The 25656-nt window shown below is 53.6% G+C and carries 23 protein-coding genes and 3 pseudogenes; 25 read left to right on the top strand and 1 reads right to left on the bottom strand.

The features are described from left to right. The first annotated feature begins 23 nt into the window (after nt 1-23). From PY311_RS06520 to PY311_RS06625, 22 genes and pseudogenes are all read left to right on the top strand, one after another. Nucleotides 24-1895 carry a recombinase family protein gene (locus PY311_RS06520; RefSeq protein ID WP_055061394.1) on the top strand — a complete coding sequence of 624 codons (1872 nt, stop codon included), beginning with the start codon at nt 24-26 and terminating at the stop codon, nt 1893-1895. 79 nt (nt 1896-1974) lie between these two features. Then, nucleotides 1975-2166, top strand: a complete 192-nt coding sequence (locus PY311_RS06525) for a transposon-encoded TnpW family protein (protein ID WP_286147859.1) — start codon at nt 1975-1977, stop codon at nt 2164-2166. Nucleotides 2167-2299: 133 nt separating this feature from the next. Then, nucleotides 2300-2596, top strand: a complete 297-nt coding sequence (locus PY311_RS06530) for a hypothetical protein (protein ID WP_286147860.1) — start codon at nt 2300-2302, stop codon at nt 2594-2596. Nucleotides 2597-2679: 83 nt separating this feature from the next. Next, nucleotides 2680-2991 carry a hypothetical protein gene (locus PY311_RS06535; protein WP_286147861.1) on the top strand — a complete coding sequence of 104 codons (312 nt, stop codon included), beginning with the start codon at nt 2680-2682 and terminating at the stop codon, nt 2989-2991. 124 nt (nt 2992-3115) lie between these two features. After that, complete coding sequence (locus PY311_RS06540) at nt 3116-3409, top strand: DUF3847 domain-containing protein (protein WP_286147863.1); 294 nt, start codon at nt 3116-3118, stop codon at nt 3407-3409. A gap of 233 nt (nt 3410-3642) precedes the next feature. Further along, the gene (mobQ, locus tag PY311_RS06545; RefSeq protein WP_434059936.1) at nt 3643-5154 is read left to right on the top strand and encodes a MobQ family relaxase; all 1512 of its coding nucleotides are present in this window, start codon (nt 3643-3645) and stop codon (nt 5152-5154) included. Between the two features lie 16 nt (nt 5155-5170). Continuing rightward, nucleotides 5171-7072, top strand: a complete 1902-nt coding sequence (locus PY311_RS06550; protein ID WP_286147864.1) for an AAA family ATPase — start codon at nt 5171-5173, stop codon at nt 7070-7072. Between the two features lie 85 nt (nt 7073-7157). Then, nucleotides 7158-8705, top strand: a pseudogene (locus tag PY311_RS06555) (VirD4-like conjugal transfer protein, CD1115 family); the annotation flags it as partial. A 93-nt stretch (nt 8706-8798) separates the two neighbouring features. Continuing rightward, nucleotides 8799-8927: pseudogene (locus PY311_RS06560) on the top strand (Maff2 family mobile element protein); the annotation flags it as partial. An 846-nt stretch (nt 8928-9773) separates the two neighbouring features. After that, a complete protein-coding gene (gene tet(W) / locus PY311_RS06565; protein WP_069988272.1) occupies nt 9774-11693 on the top strand; it encodes a tetracycline resistance ribosomal protection protein Tet(W) in 1920 nt (639 codons plus the stop codon). A 50-nt stretch (nt 11694-11743) separates the two neighbouring features. Beyond that, nucleotides 11744-12964: a tetracycline efflux MFS transporter Tet(40) gene (gene tet(40), locus PY311_RS06570; RefSeq protein ID WP_286147866.1), complete on the top strand. Its 1221-nt coding sequence runs from the start codon at nt 11744-11746 to the stop codon at nt 12962-12964. A gap of 33 nt (nt 12965-12997) precedes the next feature. Beyond that, a complete protein-coding gene (locus tag PY311_RS06575; protein WP_434059933.1) occupies nt 12998-13144 on the top strand; it encodes a hypothetical protein in 147 nt (48 codons plus the stop codon). Beyond that, entirely contained in the window at nt 13134-13337 is a 204-nt protein-coding gene (locus PY311_RS06580) for a helix-turn-helix domain-containing protein (protein WP_003505336.1), read from the top strand. Before PY311_RS06575 ends, PY311_RS06580 begins: the two co-directional genes overlap by 11 nt. Nucleotides 13338-13870: 533 nt before the next feature. Continuing rightward, nucleotides 13871-14269: a plasmid mobilization protein gene (locus PY311_RS06585; protein ID WP_002602094.1), complete on the top strand. Its 399-nt coding sequence runs from the start codon at nt 13871-13873 to the stop codon at nt 14267-14269. Next, on the top strand, nt 14241-15863 hold the full coding sequence (locus PY311_RS06590; RefSeq protein WP_002602093.1) for a relaxase/mobilization nuclease domain-containing protein: 1623 nt from the start codon (nt 14241-14243) through the stop codon (nt 15861-15863). The genes PY311_RS06585 and PY311_RS06590 overlap by 29 nt, the downstream gene beginning before the upstream one ends. 186 nt (nt 15864-16049) lie before the next feature. Further along, entirely contained in the window at nt 16050-16241 is a 192-nt protein-coding gene (locus tag PY311_RS06595) for a hypothetical protein (protein WP_286147871.1), read from the top strand. Then, entirely contained in the window at nt 16231-16989 is a 759-nt protein-coding gene (locus PY311_RS06600; protein ID WP_002605636.1) for a phage replisome organizer N-terminal domain-containing protein, read from the top strand. The genes PY311_RS06595 and PY311_RS06600 overlap by 11 nt, the downstream gene beginning before the upstream one ends. Further along, entirely contained in the window at nt 16986-17843 is an 858-nt protein-coding gene (locus PY311_RS06605; RefSeq protein WP_002605635.1) for an ATP-binding protein, read from the top strand. Before PY311_RS06600 ends, PY311_RS06605 begins: the two co-directional genes overlap by 4 nt. After that, nucleotides 17840-18022 carry a transposon-encoded TnpW family protein gene (locus tag PY311_RS06610; RefSeq protein ID WP_002605634.1) on the top strand — a complete coding sequence of 61 codons (183 nt, stop codon included), beginning with the start codon at nt 17840-17842 and terminating at the stop codon, nt 18020-18022. Before PY311_RS06605 ends, PY311_RS06610 begins: the two co-directional genes overlap by 4 nt. A gap of 99 nt (nt 18023-18121) precedes the next feature. Next, nucleotides 18122-19732 (top strand): recombinase family protein, encoded by a 1611-nt coding sequence (locus PY311_RS06615; RefSeq protein WP_002605633.1) that lies wholly within the window; start codon nt 18122-18124, stop codon nt 19730-19732. Between the two features lie 87 nt (nt 19733-19819). Then, nucleotides 19820-19912 (top strand): annotated as a pseudogene (locus PY311_RS12655) (Maff2 family mobile element protein); the annotation flags it as partial. A gap of 11 nt (nt 19913-19923) precedes the next feature. After that, nucleotides 19924-20790: a VirB6/TrbL-like conjugal transfer protein, CD1112 family gene (locus PY311_RS06625; protein ID WP_286147872.1), complete on the top strand. Its 867-nt coding sequence runs from the start codon at nt 19924-19926 to the stop codon at nt 20788-20790. A gap of 68 nt (nt 20791-20858) precedes the next feature. Here the strand turns inward: PY311_RS06625 and PY311_RS06630 are convergent, their stop codons facing one another. Next, entirely contained in the window at nt 20859-21218 is a 360-nt protein-coding gene (locus PY311_RS06630; RefSeq protein WP_286147873.1) for a hypothetical protein, read from the bottom strand. Between the two features lie 130 nt (nt 21219-21348). Here PY311_RS06630 and PY311_RS06635 point away from each other — a divergent pair, with 130 nt between their 5' ends. The 3 genes from PY311_RS06635 to PY311_RS06645 are packed head-to-tail and all read left to right on the top strand — an operon-like array spanning nt 21349 to nt 25646. Continuing rightward, entirely contained in the window at nt 21349-21690 is a 342-nt protein-coding gene (locus tag PY311_RS06635) for a PrgI family protein (protein ID WP_286147874.1), read from the top strand. Then, nucleotides 21653-24028 (top strand): VirB4-like conjugal transfer ATPase, CD1110 family, encoded by a 2376-nt coding sequence (locus PY311_RS06640; RefSeq protein ID WP_434059934.1) that lies wholly within the window; start codon nt 21653-21655, stop codon nt 24026-24028. The genes PY311_RS06635 and PY311_RS06640 overlap by 38 nt, the downstream gene beginning before the upstream one ends. Next, entirely contained in the window at nt 24009-25646 is a 1638-nt protein-coding gene (locus tag PY311_RS06645; protein ID WP_286147875.1) for a C40 family peptidase, read from the top strand. The genes PY311_RS06640 and PY311_RS06645 overlap by 20 nt, the downstream gene beginning before the upstream one ends. Nucleotides 25647-25656: the final 10 nt, after the last annotated feature.

Raw genomic sequence — 25656 nt, forward strand, 5'->3', positions numbered from 1 at the left:
TTTTAAGTGTAAATGACACATACATGGACGCACAGGAGGTTATGCACATGACTGATTATAGCAAAATTACAGCCCTTTACTCCCGCCTTTCCGTGGGCGACGAGGACAGGGACGGCGGCGAGAGCAACAGCATACAGAACCAAAAAATATTTTTGGAGAACTATGCCAGAGGGCAGCACCTGACCAATATCCGGCACTACATCGACGATGACGAAAGCGGCAGATTTTTTGACCGTTCCGCCTACTCCCGCATGATGGACGATGTGGAAAACGGGAAAATCGGTGTCTGCATTATGAAAGACCTTACCCGCTGGGGGCGCGACTATCTCCAAGTAGGCAATGCGATGGAGATATTCAGACGGAACAATGTGCGCTTTATCGCGGTCAACAACGGCATTGACAGCGAGAAGCCCGACACATTGGAGTTTGCGCCCTTTATCAATATCATGTCGGAGTGGTATGCAAAGGACATCAGCAAGAAAGTGAAAACGGGCATTAAGACCAAAGGCATGAGTGGAAAGCCGATTGTCACCGAAGCCCCTTACGGCTATATCAAAGCCCCGGATAACAAGGACTTTTGGATAATCGACGAGGAAGCCGCCGAGGTTGTACGCCTTATTTTCCGTCTGTTTTTGGACGGGAAAAACCGAAACCAAATCGCCGTATATCTGACACAGGAACAAATCCCGTCCCCCACTTTCTACATGAAAGACCGCGGGCGGGGAACCTGTAAAAATAAGACACTCAACGAGGATAACCGCTGCAAGTGGAACAAAGCCACCTTGACCAATATCCTCACACGGCAGGAGTATTGCGGCGATGTGGTCAACTTCAAGACTACAAAGCATTTCCGGGATAAACATAACCACTATGTAGACCGGAGCCAGTGGCACATCACAGAAAATGTGCATGAGCCGATTATCAGCCGCAGCGATTTTGAAACCGTACAGCGGATTTTGAAAAACGCGCCCGTCAAACGCCCCAACGGGGACGGGGAAATCCACCCTCTGTCCGGCTTGCTTTTCTGTAAGGACTGCGGCGCAAAAATGCACATTCGTATAGATTACCGGAACGGCGGCAAGCGCCATGTTGCCTATTGCAGCGAGTACCACAAGGGAAAAGCCAAGAACCCTAAATGCCACTCCCCGCACATCATGGACGCGGACTTGCTCATGCAGACCATCACGGAAGTGCTGAAGAAAATCGAGGACTATTCTATCAGCAATCGGGCGGAGTTTGAAGCCTTAGTGAAAAAGAACCTTGCCATGCAGCAGACCGACCAGACCAAGAAACAGCAGAAGCGTATTCCGCAAATCACGACACGCCTTGAACAGATTGACAAGGTGCTGAACAAGCTCTATGAGGACAACGCCCTCGGCACGATCCCGCAAGACCGCTATGAGCAGATGTCGCAGAAGTATTCAGAAGAATACTACGCGCTGAAAGCGGAACTTGCCACGCTACAAGAGCAGCTATCCGCTTATGAGAACGCGGGAGGACGGGCGCAGAGGTTTTTGAAGCTGACGGAACGCCATGCCGCCTTTACCGACCTTACACCCACCATTCTCAACGAGTTTATCAGCCGGATTGAAGTGCATGAGCGCGACCAGAAAAGGGCGAGATACGCAATCCAGCACATCAGCATATATTTCAATTATATCGGCAAGTTTGAGAATGAAGTGACACAGCTTGCAGAACCGACCGAGCAGGAAATCCGGCAAATGCGGGAGGAAATCGAAGAAGCCAAAAAGGAAAAGAGCCGCGCCTATCACCGGCAGTATTCAAAGGAGTACCGGGCGAGAAATCTTGAAAAGCAACGGGAGTATGACCGCATGAAAGCGCGGGAATACCGGGCAAGGCGAAAGGCACAGGCAGCCGCACAGCCCACACAGTAAAACAGAATAACCGTCAACCAAGAGGGATTTTCCGAACTACGGGAAATCCCTCTTTTGCGCCCAAAGAAAGGAGCCGCCTATGGCAGAACAGACCCCCGACAGTATCATCACGACCCAGAGGAACGGGCAGACCATTGTTGCGGAGTTATATTTCAATCACAGCAGCACAGAAACATTCCGCGACAAGCTGCTCAAACTGGTACTTGCCGACAGCTCGCGTTTATCCGCGTCTGACGGTCAAGAGCCGGAAAAAACAGAAATCTTGCGATAACAGCCGCCCCGACGATATATTCCCTGTTCGGGCGGTTTCTATTTGAAAATCCTCATTTTTCCCAAGTCAAGAGCCGGGAAAAACACCCGAAAAATGCCCCTATTGCGTAACAGGGGCGCAGAAAGGAGAGTTTATGAGAACAGGGCTTACGAAGCAGGAAAAGACCACCGATATTTGGTTTGACGAGAAAGACCCGCTAATCTATATCCGCACCCACAACACCGACCTCAAGAACAGGCTAACCGCCTATGCCACAGCCCACCCCGGCGAGTGCCGTCAGACCGACGCAGACCCGGACACGGGCTGCATGGAGTTTGAAATCCGCAAGGGGCGTTTCTCTTTCCGTCTGACCGCCCCATACAGCGAGGAACGGCGGGAAGCAGCGCGAAGGTATGCCAGAGAAAATAATGCCGCTGACAGGTTGAAATGAGGTAGACTGGTTCACAGTTTTGTGCTATACTTTAGCCAAGCAACGGAGCGACAAATCGGAATTTTACAAAGGAGTGTGATTGTATGAAAAAATTGATAGCACTTGTTTTGGTTTTGGTATTGCTCCTTTGTTTGGCTGCTTGCGGCAACAAATTGGTAGAGGGGTCTGAAAAAACTTACTACGGAACAGTCACAGACCGTGCTATGAGTGTAGTAAATGAGGGAGATCGCCAAGGTCGCGCATATATCTCAATTACCACCGACAATGAAGATATTCAGTTTTGGCTAACAAAGGATTGTGAAACTAATGCCCAAATTGGAGATAAAGTAATTATTGAAAGTGCAATAGAAGAACAGACAAACTTACTCGTTGCAACAAGCATTACAGTTGAGTAAATTCCAGTTTATCGGGCAGATAACGCCTACTCAATAACAGAATACACCAACTGAGAGCAGCTATTTTCGTACAGAAAACGGCTGCTCTTTTCTTTTAGCCATAAGCAGAAAGGAGCGACCAACCATGACAAAGCCAAGAGAGAAAACCCGCGAGGAGCTGCAAGCCGAGATTGAGGACGGAAAGAAGAAACTCCGGCAGCTTGAAAACCGGGAAAAGATGTTACGTCAGAAGCTATCCAAAGAGGAACGCAGGACACGCAGCCACCGCCTTATCGTCCGGGGCGCGGTCTTTGAAAGCATTGTGCCGGAAGCAAAGGGCATGACCGACGAGGAAGCTGCCGCGCTTCTCCGGCTTGCATTAACGAGTGAGCCGGTACGGGAGTTTTTGAGAAAACGAGCCGAGGAAACGACAAGCTGAAAATCCCTTAGGAACTAAGGGCGCACTTATACACCCTTGCGGGCGTGTGCGCTCTGCCGAGGGCTTATCTCCGCACAGGGAGCTTTCCCCGCGCTCCGATATGGCGGCTTTGCCGCAACAAGGGGCTGCACCCCTTGCGCCGCTTCGCGGCTATCCCTGCACACCCACAAAAACAGTACACCCGCCGTTGGCGTCTGTACCATTTTTGCGGGTTTTATTATCCTATCCGGGAGGTGATACCCATAGCCATTTACCATTGGAACATCGGCATTGTGAGCCGAGGAAAAGGCAAATCAGCCGTTGCCGCAGCCGCCTACCGAAGCGGTGAAAAGCTGACAAACGAATGGGACGGAATGACCCATGACTACACCCGTAAAGGCGGCGTTGTCCATACAGAAATCATGCTGCCGCCCCACGCACCGCCCTCTTTCTCTGACCGTTCAACCTTGTGGAACAGCGTGGAACTTTACGAGAAAGCCGGGAACGCCCAGCTTGCGCGTGAGATTGACGCAGCGCTCCCCATAGAATTATCCAGAGAGGAACAGATCCGGCTTGTCCGGGAATACTGTTCCTCTCAATTTGTTTCCAGAGGAATGTGTGTGGATTTTGCCATTCACGACACCGACAGCGGCAACCCCCATTGTCATATCATGCTGACTATGCGACCACTTGACGAGCGCGGAGCATGGGCGGCGAAATCCAAAAAGGAATATGACCTTGATGAAAACGGTGAGCGTATCCGCTTGCCAAGCGGCAGATACAAGACGCACAAAATTGACCTTACAGGCTGGAACGACAAGGACAACACCCTCTTGTGGCGCAAGGCGTGGGCTGACTTTACCAACGACTTTTTGGAGAGAAACGGAAGCCCGGAGCGTATCGACCACCGCAGCAACGCCGAGCGCGGCATAGACGAAATACCCACCGTCCACATGGGCGTGGCGGCTTGCCAGATGGAGAAGAAAGGCATCGCCACCGAGAAAGGCGAACTGAACCGAAATATCCAAAAGGCAAACCGCCTTATCCGGGAAATCCGGGCGCAGATTGGGAAGCTCAAGGAATGGATTGCCGACCTGTTCAAAGCGCGGGAAACCGCCCCGGAACAGCCGCCGCAATCTCCCAACCTTGCAAATCTGTTGATGAAGTATTTGAGCATTCAGAGAGAAAAGAGCCGGAAGTATTCGCAGAGTTGGCAACAACAGCACACAGCCGATGAACTGAAAACCATAGCGGCAGCGGTCAACTATCTTTCCGAGCATGGTATCTCTAATCTTGACGAGCTGGACGCTTCTCTTTCCTCTGTCAGTGATAGAGCCTATTCAATCCGGGAGGGAATGAAAACCGCCGAGCAGCGCATGAAAGAGCTGCAAAAGCTGATAGAGAACGGCGAGAATTATTTGCAGTACAAGCCCATTCATGCCGAACTGAAAAAGCTGAAAAATGGCTGGACGAACAAACGGGATAAGTATGAGGAAGCCCACCGCGCCGAGCTGACTCTATGGAACGCAGCAAGCCGCTATCTCCATGCAAATCTGACGGATACAAAGACGCTGCCTATCTCCGAATGGAAACAGGAATACGCTGACCTCAAAGCGCAGAGAGATACCGACTACACCAAACTGAAAGCTGCCCGCGCCGAAGTTGCCGAGCTTCAGAAGATACGCAAATGCGTGGATATTGCGCTGAAAGCCGAGCAGCCGGAGCAGACACAGAACCGCACCAAGCGGCACGATATAGACCGCTGAAAGGAGTTGAACTTTTATGTATTACACCCAAGAACAGATAGACCGCGCCAACCAAGCCGACCTTGTTTCTTTTCTGCAAGGACTGGGCGAGCAGCTTACCCGCGCCGGACAGGAGTACCGCTGGAAGCGGCATGACAGCCTGACAATCCGGGGAAACAAGTGGTACAGGCACAGCCAGAGCAAAGGCGGCGGCCCCATTGATTTTGTCATGGAGTTTTTCGGCAAGAGCTTTACCGAAGCCGTTGAAATGCTGACAGGAGAAAAAGGCGCAGCCCCGCCGCCGGACAGACCAAGCCCCGCGCCCCTCTCTGACTTCCGACTACCACCCCGCAGCACCGACAACCGCATAGCGAGGAACTACCTCACAGCCGCCCGCCGCATTGACGAAGATGTGACGGGCTTTTTCTTTGCCACCGGGGATATTTACGAGGAAGCCGCCCACCACAACGCCGTATTCATAGGGCGGGACGAGGACGGAATACCGCGCTACGCCCACAGCAAGGGAACGGCGGGAAACTTCCGGCTTGATGTGAAAGGCAGCGACAAAGCCTTTAACTTCTGCTACCGGGGCGAGGGCGAAAGATTGTTTGTTTTTGAAGCCCCGATAGACCTCTTATCTTTCCTCTGTCTGTTCAAAAAGGACTGGCAGAGGCAAAGCTATCTGGCGTTAGGCGGCGTGGGAGAAAAAGCCCTGCTGCGTTTCCTCTCTGACCGTCCGAACATCAAGACCGTTTACCTCTGCCTTGACAGCGACCAAGCCGGAAACGACGCTTGCAGCCGCCTTGTGGAGCTTATGCCGGAGGGCTTGACCGTCCACCGCCTTATCCCTCTTTTCAAAGACTGGAATGAGGTACAGACGCGCAGGGGAGAAATCACAGACGGGAAGTATCTCCGCGAAGCGGTCTATGGACTGAAAGAGCCGCCGCAGGAAGAAACCGTTGAGATTATCCGCATGAGCGAGGTTGACACACAGACCGTTGAATGGCTATGGGAGCCGTATATCCCCTTTGGGAAAGTAACCATAGTACAGGGCAACCCCGGCGAGGGAAAGACCACCTTTGCCCTACGCCTTGCCGCCGCCTGCACCACCGGGGGAACGCTGCCGGGAATGAAGCCCTTGCCGCCATTCCAAGTAATTTACCAGACCGCCGAGGACGGTTTGGGCGATACCGTCAAGCCCCGCTTGATGGAAGCCGAAGCCGACCTTGACCGCGTGCTTGTGATTGATGAAGCCAAGCGGGAGCTTACCCTCTCCGATGAGCGCATAGAAAAGGCAATCACGCAGAACGGGGCGCGGCTGATTATCCTTGACCCCATACAGGCGTACATGGGCGAAAAAACCGACATGAACCGGGCAAACGAAGTGCGCCCCATGTTCCGCCGCCTTGCCGATGTTGCCGAGCGTACCGGGTGCGCCGTTATCCTTATCGGACATCTCAACAAAGCTGCCGGAGGGCAGAGCGCATACCGGGGCTTAGGTTCCATCGACTTCCGCGCCGCAGCAAGGAGCGTCCTGCTGATCGGGCGCGTGAAGCGAGAACCGAATGTGCGCGTTATCGTCCATGACAAATCTTCCCTTGCGCCGGAGGGAAAGCCCGTTGCCTTTTGCCTTGACCCGGAAACGGGCTTTTCGTGGATAGGCGAATACGATATAACCGCCGACGAGCTGCTGTCCGGCGCGGGCGGCAACACCGCCACCAAAACCGAGCAAGCGGAAAGGCTGATACTTGAACTGCTTGCAGATGGGAAAGAGCTTGCAAGCGAGGACATTGTAAAAGCCGCAGCCGAAGCCGGAATATCCGAGAGGACGGTGCAGAACGCCAAGCGCGGCATGGGCGGCATTTTAGGCGCAAGGCGTGTCGGCGGTCAATGGTACAACTTCATCAAGAAGAAGCAGCCACCCGAACCCGCAAGCTGAAAGTGCAAAACGCAGACCCTTTGCACTTTGCACTTTCGCACTTTCACGATAATTTGCGTCAATAACTCAAAAAAGCACTTGACAAAACGCTTCATGGGGCAACGAAAAAGACATCAAGCCCTTTGTCGATCCTAAATTTGAAAACAATATGCTGCTGACCGCCACGGAACGGCTCACCATGAACACCCGTCCGAAAAATCCCGCCAACGCCCGCAACCTCAATTTCTGCGGCATCGGCTCGTCCGGCTCGGGCAAGACACGCTTTTGGCTCACGCCCCAACTCCTGCAAGCTCATTCTTCCTATGTGGTGGTAGACCCCAAAGGCGGTGTGCTGGGGCAGGTCGGCGCTTTTTTGCAGCGCCGGGGCTACAAAATTAAGGTGTTCAACAGCATTGATTTTTCAAAATCCATGCACTATAACCCGCTGGCGTATATCAAGACCGAGGCGGACATTCTAAAGTTTGTCAACGCCCTCATTTCCAACACCAAGGGCGAGGGTAAGGAGGGCGATCCGTTCTGGACGAAAGCGGAAACGCTTCTGTACTGCGCCCTGATTGCCTACATCATTTTTGAGGGTGCGGAGGAGGATCGGAACCTGAATACGCTGGTGGACATGATCTCCGGCATGGAGGTCAAGGAGGATGACGAGGACTTTCTCAACGCCGTGGACTATATGTTCAAGGGGCTGGAACAGCGCAAGCCGAATTGCTTTGCGGTGAAGCAGTATAAAAAATACAAGCTCAGCAGCGGCAAGACGGCCAAAAGCATTTTGATTTCCTGCGGCGCTCGGCTTGCTCCCTTTGATATTCCCCAGCTTCGGGAGATCATGTCCTATGATGAACTGGAGCTTGACCGCATGGGAGATCGCCGGACGGCAACATTCTTCTGCATCAGCGACACGGACAGTACCTACAATTTCCTTGTGGCGCTGGCCTTTTCGCAGATGTTCAATCTCCTGTGCGAACGGGCGGACAATGTTCACGGCGGCAGGCTGCCCCATCATGTGCGGGTGCTGTGGGATGAGGCGGCCAACACCGGGCAGGTGCCAAACTTGGAAAAGCTGGTGGCGGTCATCCGTTCCCGTGAGATCAGCCTGTGCCTGCTGTATCAGCAGTTGGCCCAGTGCAAGGCCATCTACGACAAGAACGCGGAAACCATCCTCGGCAACATGGATAGTGTGCTGTTCCTCGGTGGACGCGAAAGCTCCACCATCAAGGAAATATCCGAGAACTGGCTGGGTAAGGCCACCATCTCCATGCAGACCGAGGGACACTCACGGGGCCAGTCCGAAAGCTACAGCCAGAATACGCAGCGGCTGGGCCGGGAGCTGATGACCCCCAGCGAGCTTGCCACCATGCCCGGAGATCGGTGCATTTTGCAGCTTCGGGGCCTGCCGCCGTTCTATTCCAGAAAGTACGATTTGAAACAGCACCCCAATTATCGCTTTACGGCGGAGGCCGATAAAGTGAAAAACGCCTTTGACCTCGACAGGCTTATTGACCGCCGCAGGCGGCCGGGCATGAACGAGGAATGTGAGGTGTACGAAGTGTCCGTGCCGGACGAGGCGCTCACAGACGAGGACGAGGACATCCTCAACTATGACGACCTCGACGACCCGGACGCTTTTGTATAGAGCTTTGTGACATTTCGTCCCAAGGTAGTAGGCTGCCGCCCGCAAGGGCGGCTTTTTTCATGGCCGGGTATATCCCGGAGAATAGGAGGCTATATGCAGTTTTTCACTTCTGCCATCACCACTTTGCAGACCCTTGTGATTGCCCTCGGCGCTGGCCTCGGCGTGTGGGGCGTGGTCAATCTGCTGGAGGGCTATGGCTCGGACAACCCCGGCGCTAATGCTCATGTACGGTAAGGAAGCAAGCAACCGAAAACAAGAGATAGACCGCCAGCACTACACTATTCCGAACCAAAGACCAAAAGATAAGCATTGTGGGAAAATCTAAACTTTTGGATTTTCCTACAATGCCGACTACGGCGGAATCCTTCCCACTCCTTATATCTTTATTTCCGTATACATTGAATTTGTATTTAGTAAATGCTATAATGTCCCTATTCAAATTATAAATGTGTTGAATTAGTTACATGTACATATTTTTTGTGCCGCATAAATACCCTGTTGAGGTTGTCGTTCTTTGTCCAGATGTGGAAACAATAAAAGGAAGGGAACGATACAGGGAGAAAACAGGCTATTCCGGCTTTACGGTTGAAACCTTATACGATACATTTATGCAGACAACACCACGGATCGGCTTTTGGTTGGACAATTCCAACCAAACACCACAGCAGACAGCAGAAAACATTCTGAACGCTAGGAAGCCGGTATGATTGTTACATATAAGGGGAAGAAAAATTTCTTTTAGGTACTTGCTTTCCTAAAACTGATGTGATACAATGATTTAATCCAGAAAAGGAGTAAAAAATATGCGGCAAGGTATTCTTAAATAAAACTATAATCAAATAGTGGGAACAAAGGATTATGATAGCTCCTTTTGTAGGGGCTTAGTTTTTTGTACCCAATTTAAGAATACTTTTGCCTTATCAATTTTGACATATCCCCAAAAACAGCAATCACAAACAGGTGTATGCTGTATATGTGTATGTCCGCAACTTATAATCCCCAGTGGTAAAAGTATTTTACTGCTGGGGATTTTTATGCCCTTTGGGGCTGTAAAGGGAGGACAATCACATGAAAATAATCAATATTGGAATTCTTGCCCATGTAGACGCTGGAAAGACGACCTTGACGGAGAGCCTGCTATATGCCAGCGGAGCCATTTCAGAACCGGGGAGCGTCGAAAAAGGGACAACGAGGACGGACACCATGTTTTTGGAGCGGCAGCGTGGGATTACCATTCAAGCGGCAGTCACTTCCTTCCAGTGGCACAGATGTAAAGTTAACATTGTGGATACGCCCGGCCACATGGATTTTTTGGCGGAGGTGTACCGCTCTTTGGCTGTTTTAGATGGGGCCATCTTGGTGATCTCCGCTAAAGATGGCGTGCAGGCCCAGACCCGTATTCTGTTCCATGCCCTGCGGAAAATGAACATTCCCACCGTTATCTTTATCAACAAGATCGACCAGGCTGGCGTTGATTTGCAGAGCGTGGTTCAGTCTGTTCGGGATAAGCTCTCCGCCGATATTATCATCAAGCAGACGGTGTCGCTGTCCCCGGAAATAGTCCTGGAGGAAAATACCGACATAGAAGCATGGGATGCGGTCATCGAAAATAACGATGAATTATTGGAAAAGTATATCGCAGGAGAACCAATCAGCCGGGAAAAACTTGCGCGGGAGGAACAGCAGCGGGTTCAAGACGCCTCCCTGTTCCCAGTCTATCATGGCAGCGCCAAAAATGGCCTTGGCATTCAACCGTTGATGGATGCGGTGACAGGGCTGTTCCAACCGATTGGGGAACAGGGGGGCGCCGCCCTATGCGGCAGCGTTTTCAAGGTTGAGTACACCGATTGCGGCCAGCGGCGTGTCTATCTACGGTTATACAGCGGAACGCTGCGCCTGCGGGATACGGTGGCCCTGGCCGGGAGAGAAAAGCTGAAAATCACAGAGATGCGTATTCCATCCAAAGGGGAAATTGTTCGGACAGACACCGCTTATCAGGGTGAAATTGTTATCCTTCCCAGCGACAGCGTGAGGTTAAACGATGTATTAGGGGACCAAACCCGGCTCCCTCGTAAAAGGTGGCGTGAGGACCCCCTCCCCATGCTGCGGACGACGATTGCGCCGAAAACGGCAGCGCAAAGAGAACGGCTGCTGGACGCTCTTACGCAACTTGCGGATACTGACCCGCTTTTGCGTTGCGAAGTGGATTCCATCACCCATGAGATCATTCTTTCTTTTTTGGGCCGGGTGCAGTTGGAGGTTGTTTCCGCTTTGCTGTCGGAAAAATACAAGCTTGAAACAGTGGTAAAGGAACCCTCCGTCATTTATATGGAGCGGCCGCTCAAAGCAGCCAGCCACACCATCCATATCGAGGTGCCGCCCAACCCGTTTTGGGCATCCATAGGACTGTCTGTTACACCACTCTCGCTTGGCTCCGGTGTACAATACGAGAGCCGGGTTTCGCTGGGATACTTGAACCAGAGTTTTCAAAACGCTGTCAGGGATGGTATCCGTTACGGGCTGGAGCAGGGCTTGTTCGGCTGGAACGTAACGGACTGTAAGATTTGCTTTGAATACGGGCTTTATTACAGTCCGGTCAGCACGCCGGCGGACTTCCGCTCATTGGCCCCGATTGTATTGGAACAGGCATTGAAGGAATCGGGGACGCAGCTGCTGGAACCTTATCTCTCCTTCATCCTCTATGCGCCCCAGGAATACCTTTCCAGGGCTTATCATGATGCACCGAAATACTGTGCCACCATCGAAACGGCCCAGGTAAAAAAGGATGAAGTTGTCTTTACTGGCGAGATTCCCGCCCGCTGTATACAGGCATACCGTACTGATCTGGCCTTTTACACCAACGGGCGGAGCGTATGCCTTACAGAGCTGAAAGGATATCAGGCCGCTGTCGGTCAGCCGGTCATCCAGCCCCGCCGCCCGAATAGCCGTATAGATAAGGTTCGGCATATGTTCCACAAGTTAGCTTAACAGCTTGCAAAAGTCATATAAAATGAGATTTGAAAGGAGAATGTAACTTCATGTTTGCTAAAAATTCAAAGGCATATTCTGTCTACCTGCTGTTCCGATTTGTCTCTTCCCTGGCGGTTTCTATGTCCACAGTGCTTTCCATCGTGTACCACCTGGAGGTGGTGCAGCTGGATGCTTTCCAGCTTGTCCTGGTAGGGACGGTTCAGGAGACCTCCTGCTTTCTGTTCGAGATGCCCACCGGTGTGGTGGCGGATTTGTATAGCCGTCGGCGCTCGGTGCTGATTGGAATGTTCCTCTACGGCCTGGGCTTTCTGATGGAGGGTGCGCTACCGTGGTTCGCGCCGGTTCTGCTGGCCCAGGTTGTCTGGGGTTGCGGTGATACCTTCATCACCGGCGCTCTGGAGGCGTGGATTGCCTCGGAGGAAGAGGACAAACCCATAGACAAGGTGTTCCTGCGGGGCAGTCAAATGGGGCAAATCGGCGGCGTTCTGGGCGTGGTGCTGGGCACACTGCTGGGAAACATAAACCTGCAAATGCCTGTCATCTTGGGGGGCAGTTTGTGCTTGTTGTTGGGGCTGGTGATGGTTCGCATCATGCCAGAAACCAACTTCTCCCCTGCTATTGAGGAACGGCAGGGCTTGCTTAAAGACTTTGTCTGCCTGTTCAAGCTCAACCTGGGCTTTGTGAAAGGCGCACCTGTGTTGCTGGCGCTCTTAGCAATCACACTATGCGGGGGACTTGCCAGTGAAGGCTTTGACCGGCTCTCCACCGCTCATTTTCTGGATGACACGGTAATACCCGTTATCGGGCCGCTGAACAGCGTCACTTGGTTCGGTGTTATCAGTCTTATCGGCAACGGCTTAGGTATTCTGGCTTCTCAGTTGCTCATCGCCCGCATGGAGAAAAAAGGGATTGTCAGCCGAACCAGTGTGGTCATGTCCACCAGCGCCGGGTATATCCTGTTCCTGGTTCTCTTCGCGGTGGGGCGGAGCTTTTGGTTCATGTTGTTGGTGTTCCTGCTGGCGGGGCTTATGCGCACCATCAAGGAGCCTGTGCTGGCCGCCTGGATGAACGACCAAGTGGATGAGAAAATGCGCGCCACAGTCTTTTCCACCAGCGGACAGCTGGACTCTTTCGGGCAGATCATCGGCGGGCCTATTGTGGGGCTGGTAGCCCAGCAGGTGTCCATACCCTGGGGGCTGGTCTGTACCGCTTTCCTGCTGTTGCCCGCGCTGTTCTTAGTGCCGGTGGCGGGAAAGAAGCGGGATTGATATGGCATAGTTAAGTTTACTGACGAGCGGGAAATGATTTACCTGTCCTTTTTCAAGCGTATTCCACAGCACGAAATTGGCAGACAGTACGGGCGCAGCCGCAGCACAGCGGGCTACCATATCCGAAAAGTCCTACGGCAGCTCCAAGCGGAAATGGAGGGAATGGCATATGAGAAATAATAGGCTTCTCCCCTATGAAACAATCGTCCAAGCCACCAGCGGGGAGCCGGAAGCGGTGGGAACTGTATTGCAGTATTACCGCCGCCGCATACAATGTGCCGCCCGTGTGAATGGACGGGTAGACCAAGATACAGAGGACTACATCACCCAGACGCTTCTCACAGCTATTTTCAAGTTCCGCTTTGGGAGATAGCCCTACCGCCTACAACTGAATAACCGCCGCTTCGCCGGCAACCAGAAAGCAGTAAATCTATTCAACAGATTTGCTGCTTTTTTTCGTTCCTGTTTGGCATTTTTGAAAATCCCCAGTATGAAAAAACAAAAGGGAAAATAGCCGCCGCAGTTGGCAAAATCCCTTACTTATCCGTAGAGGGTATCAAAGAAAAAAATACTGCCATTGTCCGCCTATTCCGGCTTGCGTGGTGTTGTAGGGAATAGAGGGGAAATTCTAAAAATCTCCGTCCATTTTGCTTTGCGTGGTGTTGTAGGTAGTGAAAGGAAAATTTTCAAGATAAGCCGGAATAGCGGGTAGCAAAGCCCTTTTGAAACGTTTTGTTAGCGGAAAGGACGGGAGCCGGGGAACGCCGGAGTTTTTCAGAGCAAGATTCTACCGAGGTGCCAAAATTCGCTCTCCGCTTATTTTTGCCCCTGCGGGAATCTTGTTGGGGAGTGCCTTCCCCAAACCCTGCTATGCGCCCTGTCGGGCGAGAAAGGAGGTCACAGACCATGCGAAAGAAATACAATACGCCCCACCGCCGTCATGTGGTAAAGACCCGCATGACCGATGAAGAATACGCCGACTTCACCGGGCGGCTGGCGGCTTATGAAATCAGCCAGTCCGAGTTTATCCGGCAAGCCATACGGAAAGCGACCATACGCCCCATTGTCACCGTTTCCCCGGTCAATGACGGGCTGCTTGCCGCCCTCTCCAAGCTCACGGCAGAGTACGGGAAAATCGGCGGCAACTTAAACCAGATTGCCCGGAGCCTGAACGAATACGGAAGCCCCTACCGGGGGCTGGAAAAGGAAGTGCGGGGAGCCGCCGCCGACCTTGCCGCCTTGAAGTTTGAAGTCTTGCAGAAAGTAGGTGAAGCCGTTGGCGATACTCAAACATATCAGCTCTAAAAATGCCAACTACGGGGACGCTGAAAAATACCTCACATTCGAGCATGACGAGTTTACCATGAAGCCCACCCTTGACGCAGACGGGCGGCTCATACCGAGGGTAGACTACCGCATATCCTCTCTGAATTGTGGCGGGGAGGATTTTGCCGTTGCCTGTATGCGCTCCAATCTCCGCTACGGCAAGAACCAGAAACGGGAGGACGTAAAGAGCCACCACTACATCATCAGCTTTGACCCACGGGACGGCCCGGACAACGGCTTGACCGTTGATCGGGCGCAGGAGCTGGGCGAGAAGTTCTGCGCCGAGCATTTCCCCGGACACCAGGCCCTTGTCTGCACCCACCCGGACGGACACAGCCACACCGAAAATATCCATGTGCATATCGTCATTAACAGTCTGCGGATTGCGGAGGTTCCCATGCTGCCCCACATGGACAGGCCAGCGGACAGGAAAGCAGGCTGCAAGCACCGCTGTACGGACGCAGCTATGAACTATCTGAAAGCCGAAGTCATGGAGATGTGCCACAGCGAGGGGCTTTACCAGATAGACCTTTTGAACGGCAGCAAAGAACGCATTACCGAGCGTGAGTATTGGGCGCAGAAGAAAGGACAGGCTGCCCTTGACAGAGCCAACGCCCCTATTGCTGCGGACGGTATCGCGCCCCGGCAGACCAAGTTTGAAACGGATAAGGCGAAGCTGCGCCGGACTATCCGGGAAGCCCTTGCCGCTGCTTCCGGCTTTGATGAGTTTGCCGCCCTGCTTCTCCGGCATGGTGTGACCGTCAAGGAGAGCCGGGGGCGGCTAAGTTACCTCACGCCGGACAGGACGAAGCCAATTACCGCCCGGAAGCTGGGGGACGATTTTGACCGGGCTGCTGTCCTCTCCGTTTTGGAGCAGAACGCCGCCAGAGCCGCCGAAAAACCCGCAGCCATAGCGGAATACCCCGGCAGTATCAAAGACCGCTTACGGACGAAAAAAGAAGCGAAAAACGCCCCGAACAATGACGCTGTACAGCGCATGGTAGACATAGCCGCCAAGCGAGCCGAGGGGAAAGGACGGGGCTATGAGAAGTGGGCGACCATGCACAACCTCAAACAGATGTCGGCTACCCTCATGCTCTACCAGCAGTATGGCTTTTCTTCCCCGGACGAGCTGGACGCTGCCATTTCCGCAGCCAACACCGCCACGCAGGAGAGCCTTGCCGGACTGAAAGGGCTGGAAGCCGCTATCCGGGAGAAAAAGGAATTGCAGCGCAACCTTTTGGGCTATATCGGCACGAAGCCCGCCCGTGACGGTCTGAAAGCGCAGAAATCGGAGAAAGCCCGGAGAGCCTACCGGGAACAGCACGAAAGCGATTTTATCATAGCGGACACAGCCGCCCGTTATTTCCGGGAGCATGGAATAACCAAGCTGCCAGCCAGCAAAGCCCTGCAAAGGGAGATTGAGCAGCTTACCGTCCAGAAGAACGCCGGATATAACGACTACCGGGAGAAACGCCAGCGGGCGCAGGAGCTTCAGACAGTCAGACGCAATATCGACCAGATTTTAAGGGGCGCACCGAGCCAGCAGAAAAAGCGTGAACAGGAGCGTTAAAGACCGCCCCGAAATGATACCGAAACCCTACAAAAATACAGGTATGATATGAACCCTTACCGCAATACTCCCCGACTTCCAAACGGGGCTTACAGGGCAGAAAAAGCCCGAAAATGATACCGAGAACATACAGAAAATGCCCCCTATCCCGCTACACCGATAGGAACGGCAGAAAGGAGCTTACCATTGCCGAGAATGAGCAAGAAGCGGCGGCTGGAATGGTCTTTCTTCCTCAACCACCGCAACCGTATCACTTACAACGACCTATGCCGGGGCTGCACCCGTAACTGCAAACAGAGCTTCCGGGCGGTTATCATACTATGCCCTCGCTATTATTCCAAACGCTGGAAAAAGGAGGACGCAGCCTATGGCAGATAACCGCAAATATTACTACCTCAAGCTGAAAGAGAGCTATTTTGACGATGATGCAATCGTTCTGCTGGAAAGTATGCAGGACGGCGTTATCTATTCCAACATTCTCTTGAAGCTGTACTTGAAATCGCTGAAAAACGGCGGGAAATTGCAGCTTGACGAGAATATCCCCTACACCGCCCAGATGATTGCGACCATTACCCGCCAGCAGGTAGGTACCGTAGAGAGAGCTTTGAAAATCTTTATGAAGCTGGGGCTTGTGGAGCCTTTGCCAAGCGGCGCACTCTACATGAGCAACATTGAGCTTTTAATCGGCCAGTCCTCTACCGAGGGGGAGCGCAAGCGCAGGGCGCGGCTGGCTTTGCAGGAACAAAAAGCCCTGCCGCAGACAGGGGCGGACAAATGTCCACCATATCGAGCGGACATTTGTCCACCAGAGATAGAGATAGAGAAAGAGATAGATATAGAAATAGAAAAAGAGAGAGAGTTAGAAACGGGACACCCCGCCCCCGCCGCCTATGGCAGATACCACAATGTCATTCTTTCCGATACGGAGCTTGACGGGCTGAAAACAGAGCTTCCCGGCAAGTGGGAGTATTACATTGACCGCCTATCCTGCCATATCGCTTCCAGCGGGAGGAAATACAAGAGCCATGCAGCCACGATTTTCAAGTGGGCGCAGGAGGACGCAGCCAAGAAAGCCCCGAAAAAGGGCATACCCGATTATACCTGTAAGGAGGGCGAGAGCTTATGACGAATGGATTTGATGAAATGATTTTGAATATGACCGACACCACGCCGGAGCCGGAGGACTACACCGGCGAGGACGGGCTTTTATACTGCGGGAAGTGCCACAAGCCCAAAGAGGGCTATTTCCCCAAAGAAACCGCCGCATGGCTGGGGCGTGACCGCCACCCGGCAGAATGTGACTGCCAGCGGGCAGAGCGTGAGGAACGGGAAGCCGCAGAGAAACAGCGCAGTCACCTTGAAACTGTCGAGCGGTTGAAGCGGCGGGGCTTTACAGACCCGGCTATGCAGGGCTGGACGTTTGAGAACGACAACGGCAAGTGCCCGCAAATGGAACACGCCCATTTCTATGTGGAGAACTGGGAAACCATGAAAGAGCGCAACATTGGCTATCTGCTATGGGGCGGCGTTGGCACAGGCAAGAGCTATTTTGCGGGCTGTATCGCAAATGCCCTTATGGAGCGTGAAATCCCCGTGTGCATGACAAACTTTGCATTGATATTGGGTGACCTTGCCGCCAGCTTTGAGGGCAGGAATGAATATATCTCCCGACTTTGCAGCTTCCCGCTGCTTATCCTTGACGATTTTGGAATGGAACGGGGAACGGAATACGGCTTAGAGCAGGTCTACAACGTGATTGACAGCCGTTACCGCAGCGGCAGGCCGCTGATCGTCACGACTAATCTCACGCTGGAGGACTTGCAGCACCCGGAGGACACCGCCCACGCCCGCATTTATGACCGTCTGATTGAAATGTGTTCTCCTGTCCGCTTTACCGGGAGCAACTTCCGAAAAGCCACGGCGCAGGAGAAAATGGGACAACTGAAAAAGCTGATGAACAGAAAGGAGAGCCGCCTATGACCAACACCCCAAAGAATGACCGCAGCACCCGCCGCCCGGATTGCGTGACGGAAATCCGCATAGGTAATTCTGTCCTTGTCGTTTCCGGCTATTTCAAGCAGGACACCACCGCCACCGCCGCCGATAAAATGCTGAAAGTGCTGGAAGCGGAAGCTGCTACACAAAAATCGGCAATTTGACGGGACGTAAAGAAGCAGAAAGGACTGTACAGCCAGCCCCGGCGTGTGGTATGATAGTATACGGAATAGTGGGGCTGGCTGTCGGAAATGGAGGACACTATGTTAAGACAGACCACCCGAAACCTTATTACCGCCCTTTATCCGAGATTATCCCACGAGGACGAGCTGCAAGGTGAGAGCAATTCTATTTCAAACCAGAAGCGTATTCTTGAAACCTATGCGAAGCAGAACGGCTTTTCCAATCTGCAATGGTACACAGATGACGGTTATTCTGGGGCGAACTTCCAAAGACCCGGTTTTCAAGCCATGCTTGCGGACATTGAAGCCGGAAAAGTCGGCACCGTTATCGTCAAGGATATGTCACGGTTAGGGCGAAACTATCTGCAAGTGGGAATGTATACGGAAATGATTTTCCCACAGAAAGGCGTCCGCTTTATCGCTATCAATGACGGAGTGGACAGCGCACAGGGCGACAATGATTTTGCCCCTCTGCGGAACATTTTTAACGAATGGCTGGTGAGAGATACGAGCAAGAAAATCAAAGCAGTAAAACGGTCTAAGGGTATGAGCGGGAAGCCCGTCACGAGCAAACCCGTATACGGCTACTTTATGGACGAGGACGAAAATTTTATCATTGACGGGGAAGCCGCCCCTGTTGTGCGGCAGATTTACAGCTTGTGCCTTGCCGGGAACGGGCCGACCAAGATAGCCCGTATGCTCACAGAGCAGGAGATCCCCACGCCGGGAACGCTGGAATACCGTCGGACGGGAAGCACCCGCCGCTACCACCCCGGCTATGAGTGCAAGTGGGCGACCAATACCGTGGTACATATCCTTGAAAACAGGGAGTACACGGGCTGTCTGGTAAACTTCAAGACGGAGAAGCCGTCCTACAAGACCAAGCACAGCGTAGAGAACCCCATTGAGAAACAGGCGATTTTCGAGAACCACCATGAGCCTATCATTGACACCCAGATGTGGGAGCGTGTGCAGGAGTTACGCAAGCAGCGCAAACGCCCGAACCGCTATGATGAAGTGGGCTTATTCTCCGGCATACTCTTTTGTGCCGACTGCGGCAGCGTCCTTTACCAGCAGCGTTACCAGAACGCCACCCGCAAGCAGGATTGTTATATCTGCGGGAGCTACAAGAAGCGTACCCGTGACTGTACGGCGCACTTTATCCGCACCGACCTGTTGACCGCCGGAGTGACCGACAATCTGCGGAAAGTCACCAGCTATGCAGCGAAGCACGAAGCCCGGTTTATGAAGCTGCTGATCGAGCAGAACGAGGACGGGGGCAAGCGCAGGAACGCCGCAAGGAAAAAGGAGCTGGAAGCCGCCGAGAAGCGTATCAGCGAGTTATCCGCTATCTTCAAGCGGCTGTATGAGGACAGCGTGACCGGGCGCATTTCAGACGAGCGTTTCACGGAGCTGTCGGCAGACTATGAAGCCGAGCAGAAAGAACTGAAAGAGAGAGCCGCCGCTATCCGGGCAGAGCTTTCCAAAGCGCAGGAAGCCACGGTAAACGCAGAAAAGTTTATGAATGTTGTCCGCAAGTACACCAGCTTTGAAGAACTTACCCCTACCCTTTTGCGTGAGTTTGTGGAGAAAATCGTTGTGCATGAGTGCAGCTATGACGAGAACGGCACACGCAGACAGGACATTGATATTTATTACTCTTTCGTTGGCAAGGTAGACCTGCCCGAATGACCGCCCGACCTATCCGGCGCAATGCGCAAACGCCGGATAGGAACGGCAAAATTTTTTACACTTCTACTACTTCTTTATCACACATCAGCAAAGTCACAGGGCATGAAACAGCTCATGGCGGGCGGCGGCATCATCGTGCTGGGTACGACCCTGATCCCTCTGCTGTCCACCCTGTTTTAAGGGCGTAAAGCATGGGATTTCTCACCGACTGGCTAACAGACTGGCTAAAAGAGCTGCTGATCGAGGGTATCATGGGCAACCTCACGGGGCTTTTTGATACGGTTAATTCCCGTGTCGGAGAGATTGCGGTGCAAGTGGGAACCACCCCGGCGGCATGGAACGCCGGGGTGTTCTCCCTGATCCGGCAGCTTTCTGAAACGGTGATACTGCCGATTGCCGGTCTGATCCTCACCTTCGTTGCCACCTATGAGCTGATCCAACTCATTATCGAAAAGAACAACCTGCACGATCTGGACTACTGGATCTTTTTCAAGTGGATATTCAAAACGGCCTGCGCCATTTTGATTTTGTCCAACACTTTCAATATCGTCATGGCCGTGTTCGATGTGTCCCAAAGCGTCATCGCCCGGGCAGCCGGGATCGTGCAAGGCTCAACGGATATTTCAGAGGCCATGCTTGCCGACTTGGAGGCCACGCTGGAAACGCTGGGGCTTGGCTCTCTGCTGGGGCTGTGGCTGCAATCCCTGCTCATTCATGTGACCATGTGGGCGATCAATATTGTGATTTTCGTTATCGTCTATGGCCGCATGATCGAGATATACCTACTGACCAGCTTAGCCCCCATCCCCGTTGCCACGCTCTCCAACCGGGAGCTGGGCAATACCGGGCAGAACTATTTGAAGTCCCTGTTTGCCGTGGGCTTTCAAGGGCTATTGATTCTCGTCTGTGTTGCCATTTATGCGGTGCTGATACAGGGCATCGCCACGGGCGGCGACCCCATCGGCGCGATATGGGGCTGCATGGGCTATTCCGTGCTGCTCTGCTTCTGCCTGTTCAAAACCGGCTCTGTGGCAAAGAGCATCTTCGGCGCACATTAAAAAACTACGGGCCAATTTGGCCCGTAGTAGAAATCGCATCTCCTAATTAATCGGAACGACAGAATGTGTTATTCGTCATGTCCATCCGGAAGACTTTTGGGTTGCTGTTCAGATAATTTCAGACCTTCTAAAGCGGCTTTGGCAGCAACATGCATATCGTTATTCTTAAGACCCCCTTCCATATTCGGCTTTGGAACAAGGCCTCTCTTATGTGCTTCAATACCCTCCTCCTTAAGTCTATTTGTAATTTTAGTTGCACCTCTTAACTCGGATTTCGGTTTACCAGCAGATGTCAAAGAATTTTCTTCTGCAGCCCTTTTGGCATCACCCGTCATATCTGCAACTAACTGAAGTGCATCCCTTAAGTCGTTAGGCGTCTTTGCTGGTTGACGAGAAGAAACTTTGGCTAACTCATTTTTGGACTTCATAATTTCTCTCCTTATATCAATACAGTTTTTTGGTTATCAGCTATCTTCGACATCGATTATATCACGTCAACAAAAGAAACCACAATATTATCTTTGGGACAAATTGTCCCAAACTGGAGGTGACAGACTGATGCCCTATGTGAATGTCCCAAATGACCTTTCCAAAATCAAGACAAAGATCGCGTTTAATCTCACCAAGCGGCAGCTAATCTGCTTTGGCATGGGGGCTGCTATCGGCGTTCCGGCCTATCTTTTGACCCGGCAGGCCATCGGCAACACCGGGGCGCTGTTCGCTATGCTGGCGATCATGCTCCCGGCGTTTCTGCTGGCGATGTACGAAAAGGACGGACTGCCCTTTGAAAAGGTGATCCGCAATATCATCCGGGTCAAGTTTACCCGCCCCGGCATCCGCCCGTACCGAACGGAAAATATCTATGCCCCATTTGCGCGAAAGGAGGAGCCTATTGAGTAAAGCAAAAAAGCAGAAAAACGCAAATAAGCACCGGGCGCTATCCGCCCAGCAAACCATTCCTTATATCGCTATGCACCCGGACGGGATCTGCCAGCTCCCCGGCGGGCTTTACACAAAGACGCTGGAATATGAGGACATCAATTATGCCGTGGCGTCCACGGAGGATCAGACTGCCATTATCAGCGGGTGGAGCGCGTGCCTGAATTATTTTGACAGCTCTCTGCCGTTCCAGCTTTCCTTTGTCAACCGCCGCAGCCGGAACGCCAACCGCTACAAAGTGAATATCCCGGCGCAGGAGGATGACTTCAACAGCATCCGGGGCGAGTATGTGGAAATGCTCAAAGGCCAGATTGCCAAGAGCAACAACGGCATTGAGCGGTATAAGTACATCACCTTTAGCTTGCCCGCCGAGGGCGTGGCAGAGGCGCGTCCACGGCTGGGGCGCGTGGAGGCGGATGTCATGGGCAATCTGAAACGGCTGGGCGTCCAGTCCCGCCCGCTGGATGGCCGGGATCGGCTGGCGGTGCTGCATGGGCAGATGCATCCCGGCGGGCGTGAGCCGTTCCGCTTTGCGTGGAAAGACATTCCCAAGACGGGCATGGGGACAAAGGACTACATCGCCCCGGACAGTTTCGACTTTCGGCAGAGCCGGACTTTCCGTGTCGGCCAGATGTGGGGCGCGGCGTCCTATTTGCAGATCATGGCGTCGGAGCTTTCGGATAAGCTGCTGGCGGAGATTCTGGAGCTGGACGCCGAGCTGACCGTCACCATGCACATTCAGACGGTAGACCAACTCAAGGCCATTAAGACGATCAAGGGAAAGATCTCCGACATAGGCCGTATGAAGGCGGAGGAGCAGAAAAAGGCTGTCCGTGCCGGGTACGACATGGAGATATTACCGCCCGACCTCATTACCTTTTCCAAGGACGCCGCCGAGCTGCTCTCCGACCTGCAAAGCCGCAACGAGCGAATGTTCCTGCTGACCTTTACGGTGGTGAACCTCGCTCCCACCCGGCAGCGGCTTGAAAACGATGTGTTCACGGTGAGCGGCATCGCGCAGAAATACAACTGCGCCCTGCGCCGTCTGGACTGGCAGCAGGAACCGGGGTTTGTGTCCTCGCTGGCTCTCGGTTACAACGGCATTGAAATTCAGCGGGGCATGACCACCAGCTCCACGGCTATTTTCATTCCCTTTATGACCCGGGAGCTTCGCATGGACGGGCAGGCACTTTACTACGGCATGAACGCCCTTTCCAACAATGTCATCATGGCTGACCGCAAAAAACTCAAATCCGCCAACGGAATGTATCTTGGCTCTACGGGCAGCGGCAAGAGCTTTGCCGCCAAGCGTGAGCTGATCAATGTGTTCCTCGCCACCAATGACCGTATCATCGTGGTTGACCCGATGGGCGAATATGCCCCGCTGGTGGAGCGGCTGGGCGGTCAGGTCATCGAGATCGCCCCGGACAGCCCGCACCACATTTCGCCTATGGATTTACAAATGAACATCAACGACGAGGACAGTCCGCTTTCCATGAAGGCGGATTTTCTGCTGTCCCTGTGTGAGCTGATCGTAGGCGGAAAGGAGGGCTTGCAGCCCATCGAGAAAACCGTCATTGACCGCTGTGTGCGGCTGGTGTACCGGGAGATGGCGCTGGGACTGGAAACGGCCAAAACGCCGCTGCTGCAAGATCTGTATGAGGAGCTGCTGCGCCAGCCAGAGCCGGAGGCGCGGCGGGTGGCGACGGCGCTGGAGCTTTACTGCACAGGCTCTCTCAACCTTTTCAACCATCCCACGAATGTTGACCTCAATTCCCGTGTGGTCTGCATCGTCCTAAAGGGCTTGGGTGAAAACCTCCGCAAAATCGCCATGCACACCACCAATGAATTTGTCACGGCGGCGGTAAACGCCAACCATGCCGAGGGCGTGGCGACTTGGTGCTACTTTGACGAGTTCCACATCCTGCTCCGTGATCCGCTGACGGCCAGCTACTTTGTGGCGGTCTGGAAAATGCTCCGCAAAAAGGGCTGTGTCCCCTCGGCGCTGACGCAGAATGTGAAAGACCTGCTGGCCAGCCGGGAGATCGAGAACATTCTGGACAACACCGACTTCATGGTGTTGCTGTCGCAGGCGCAGAGCGACCGTGCGATCTTGGCAAAGCAGCTTGGCATTTCCGAGCATCAGCTCTCCTATATCACGCACTCCAATTCCGGCGAGGGCTTGCTGTTCTATGGGAATGTCACCATCCCGTTTGTAGACCGTTTCCCCCGAGGAGAGATCTATGACTTGCTGACGACCCGCCCGGAGGATCTTGCCCATGAGCGAACAGACGAGTAACCCCACTTCGGGACAAAATGTCCCGAAGTCCAAGTTTCGGCGGAAAAGCCGGCAGGAGCAAACGGCGGCGTCCAAGCTGCGGATGGAGCGCCGGGGCGAGAAGCTGGACACCGCCCGGGAGAAGCTGGCAAAGCAGAAGCCGCCGAAAAAGCCCGGTGCGGTCAAGCGTCTTGCCCACACCGCCGGACACGGCGTCCACAGCTTTGTGCATGGCAAGCTCTATGAGGTCGAGCATGAAAATGTCGGCACGGAGGGCGCACACCGTTCCGAGCTGGCGGCGGAGTCCGTGTACCGCTTCGGCAGGCGCAAGCTCCGCAAGGCCATCCGGGAACACCCGGCAAAGGCCGTGGAGCGTGCCGAGAGCAAGCACATCAAGGCCACGGCGGATTATTACTATCGCAAGACCGTGGAGGAACACCCGGAAATGCAGGAGGGCGGCGCGGTGTCCCGGTATCTGCAAAAGCAGAAGATCAAGCGCCAGTACGCAAAGCAGGCGCGGGAGGCTGCCAGACAGACCGGCAAGGCTGCCGAGGGTACGGCGTCCGTCACGGGCAAGCTGACAGAAAGAGTGTCCGCCTACATCAAGGAACACCCCGGCGGGCTGCTCCTGCTGCTGGCGGCGTTTCTTCTGCTGGTGGTGCTGCAATCGTGTATGTCCTCGCTGGTAACGGTGGGCAACGGCGTGGCCGGAGCCATCGGCGCGTCCACCTATGCCGCCGATAACGCTGACCTGCTGGGGGCGGAGGCCGCCTATTGCGCTCTGGAGGACGAGCTGCAACACTACCTCGACACCTACACCCGTACCCACGATTATGACGAGTATCATTTTGACCTCGACACCATCGAACACGATCCCTATGTGCTGCTATCCATCGTTTGCGCGCTCCATGAGGGCGAGTGGACGCTGGACGAGATGCGGGGGACGCTCCAAATGCTCTTTGACCGCCAGTACATTTTGACCGAGGATGTGGTTGTCGAGGTACGCTACCGCACGGTCACAAGGACGAACAGCGAGGGCAACGACTACGATGTAGAAGTTCCATACAACTATTACATCTGCTATGTCACGCTGGAAAACTTCAATCTCTCCCATCTGCCCGTTTACATCATGGGCGAGGAAACCCTGTCCCGGTATGCCTTATACATGGCGACGCTGGGCAACCGCCCCGACCTGTTCCCGTCCTCGCCCTATGTGGGTAAGTACACCAACAAGCCCCCGGCACATGAGATCCCCGAGGACTATCTTGCCGATGAAACCTTTGCCGCCCTTCTGAAAGAAGCGGAGAAGTATGTGGGATACCCCTATGTTTGGGGCGGCAGCAGCCCGTCCACATCCTTTGACTGCTCCGGCTTCGTCAGCTATGTTTACAACCAATGCGGCTGGGACTTCGGGCGGCTGGGGGCGCAGGGACTATACAACATCTCCACCCGGACAAGCAGCCCCAAACCCGGCGACTTGGTGTTCTTCACGGGGACTTATGACACGCCGGGGATCTCCCATTGCGGCATTTATGTTGGCGACGGCTGGATGCTTCATTGTGGCGACCCCATCAGCTACACCAACCTCAACACGAGCTACTGGCAGTCCCATTTCTACGCCTACGGAAAACTATTTTGACAGGAGGTTT

The organism is Neopoerus faecalis, from assembly GCF_029218125.1.
Classification (GTDB): domain Bacteria; phylum Bacillota; class Clostridia; order Oscillospirales; family Oscillospiraceae; genus Oscillibacter; species Oscillibacter faecalis_A.

Bases quoted from the DNA above. Each gene is read 5' to 3' on its own strand.
- PY311_RS06520 (WP_055061394.1), top strand. From the start codon at position 24: ATGGACGCACAGGAGGTTATGCACATGACTGATTATAGCAAAATTACA.
- PY311_RS06525 (WP_286147859.1), top strand. From the start codon at position 1,975: ATGGCAGAACAGACCCCCGACAGTATCATCACGACCCAGAGGAACGGG.
- PY311_RS06530 (WP_286147860.1), top strand. From the start codon at position 2,300: ATGAGAACAGGGCTTACGAAGCAGGAAAAGACCACCGATATTTGGTTT.
- PY311_RS06535 (WP_286147861.1), top strand. From the start codon at position 2,680: ATGAAAAAATTGATAGCACTTGTTTTGGTTTTGGTATTGCTCCTTTGT.
- PY311_RS06540 (WP_286147863.1), top strand. From the start codon at position 3,116: ATGACAAAGCCAAGAGAGAAAACCCGCGAGGAGCTGCAAGCCGAGATT.
- PY311_RS06550 (WP_286147864.1), top strand. From the start codon at position 5,171: ATGTATTACACCCAAGAACAGATAGACCGCGCCAACCAAGCCGACCTT.
- PY311_RS06575 (WP_434059933.1), top strand. From the start codon at position 12,998: ATGATTTACCTGTCCTTTTTCAAGCGTATTCCACAGCACGAAATTGGC.
- PY311_RS06580 (WP_003505336.1), top strand. From the start codon at position 13,134: ATGAGAAATAATAGGCTTCTCCCCTATGAAACAATCGTCCAAGCCACC.
- PY311_RS06585 (WP_002602094.1), top strand. From the start codon at position 13,871: ATGCGAAAGAAATACAATACGCCCCACCGCCGTCATGTGGTAAAGACC.
- PY311_RS06600 (WP_002605636.1), top strand. From the start codon at position 16,231: ATGGCAGATAACCGCAAATATTACTACCTCAAGCTGAAAGAGAGCTAT.
- PY311_RS06605 (WP_002605635.1), top strand. From the start codon at position 16,986: ATGACGAATGGATTTGATGAAATGATTTTGAATATGACCGACACCACG.
- PY311_RS06610 (WP_002605634.1), top strand. From the start codon at position 17,840: ATGACCAACACCCCAAAGAATGACCGCAGCACCCGCCGCCCGGATTGC.
- PY311_RS06615 (WP_002605633.1), top strand. From the start codon at position 18,122: ATGTTAAGACAGACCACCCGAAACCTTATTACCGCCCTTTATCCGAGA.
- PY311_RS06625 (WP_286147872.1), top strand. From the start codon at position 19,924: ATGGGATTTCTCACCGACTGGCTAACAGACTGGCTAAAAGAGCTGCTG.
- PY311_RS06630 (WP_286147873.1), bottom strand. From the start codon at position 21,218: ATGAAGTCCAAAAATGAGTTAGCCAAAGTTTCTTCTCGTCAACCAGCA.
- PY311_RS06635 (WP_286147874.1), top strand. From the start codon at position 21,349: ATGCCCTATGTGAATGTCCCAAATGACCTTTCCAAAATCAAGACAAAG.
- PY311_RS06640 (WP_434059934.1), top strand. From the start codon at position 21,653: ATGCCCCATTTGCGCGAAAGGAGGAGCCTATTGAGTAAAGCAAAAAAG.
- PY311_RS06645 (WP_286147875.1), top strand. From the start codon at position 24,009: ATGAGCGAACAGACGAGTAACCCCACTTCGGGACAAAATGTCCCGAAG.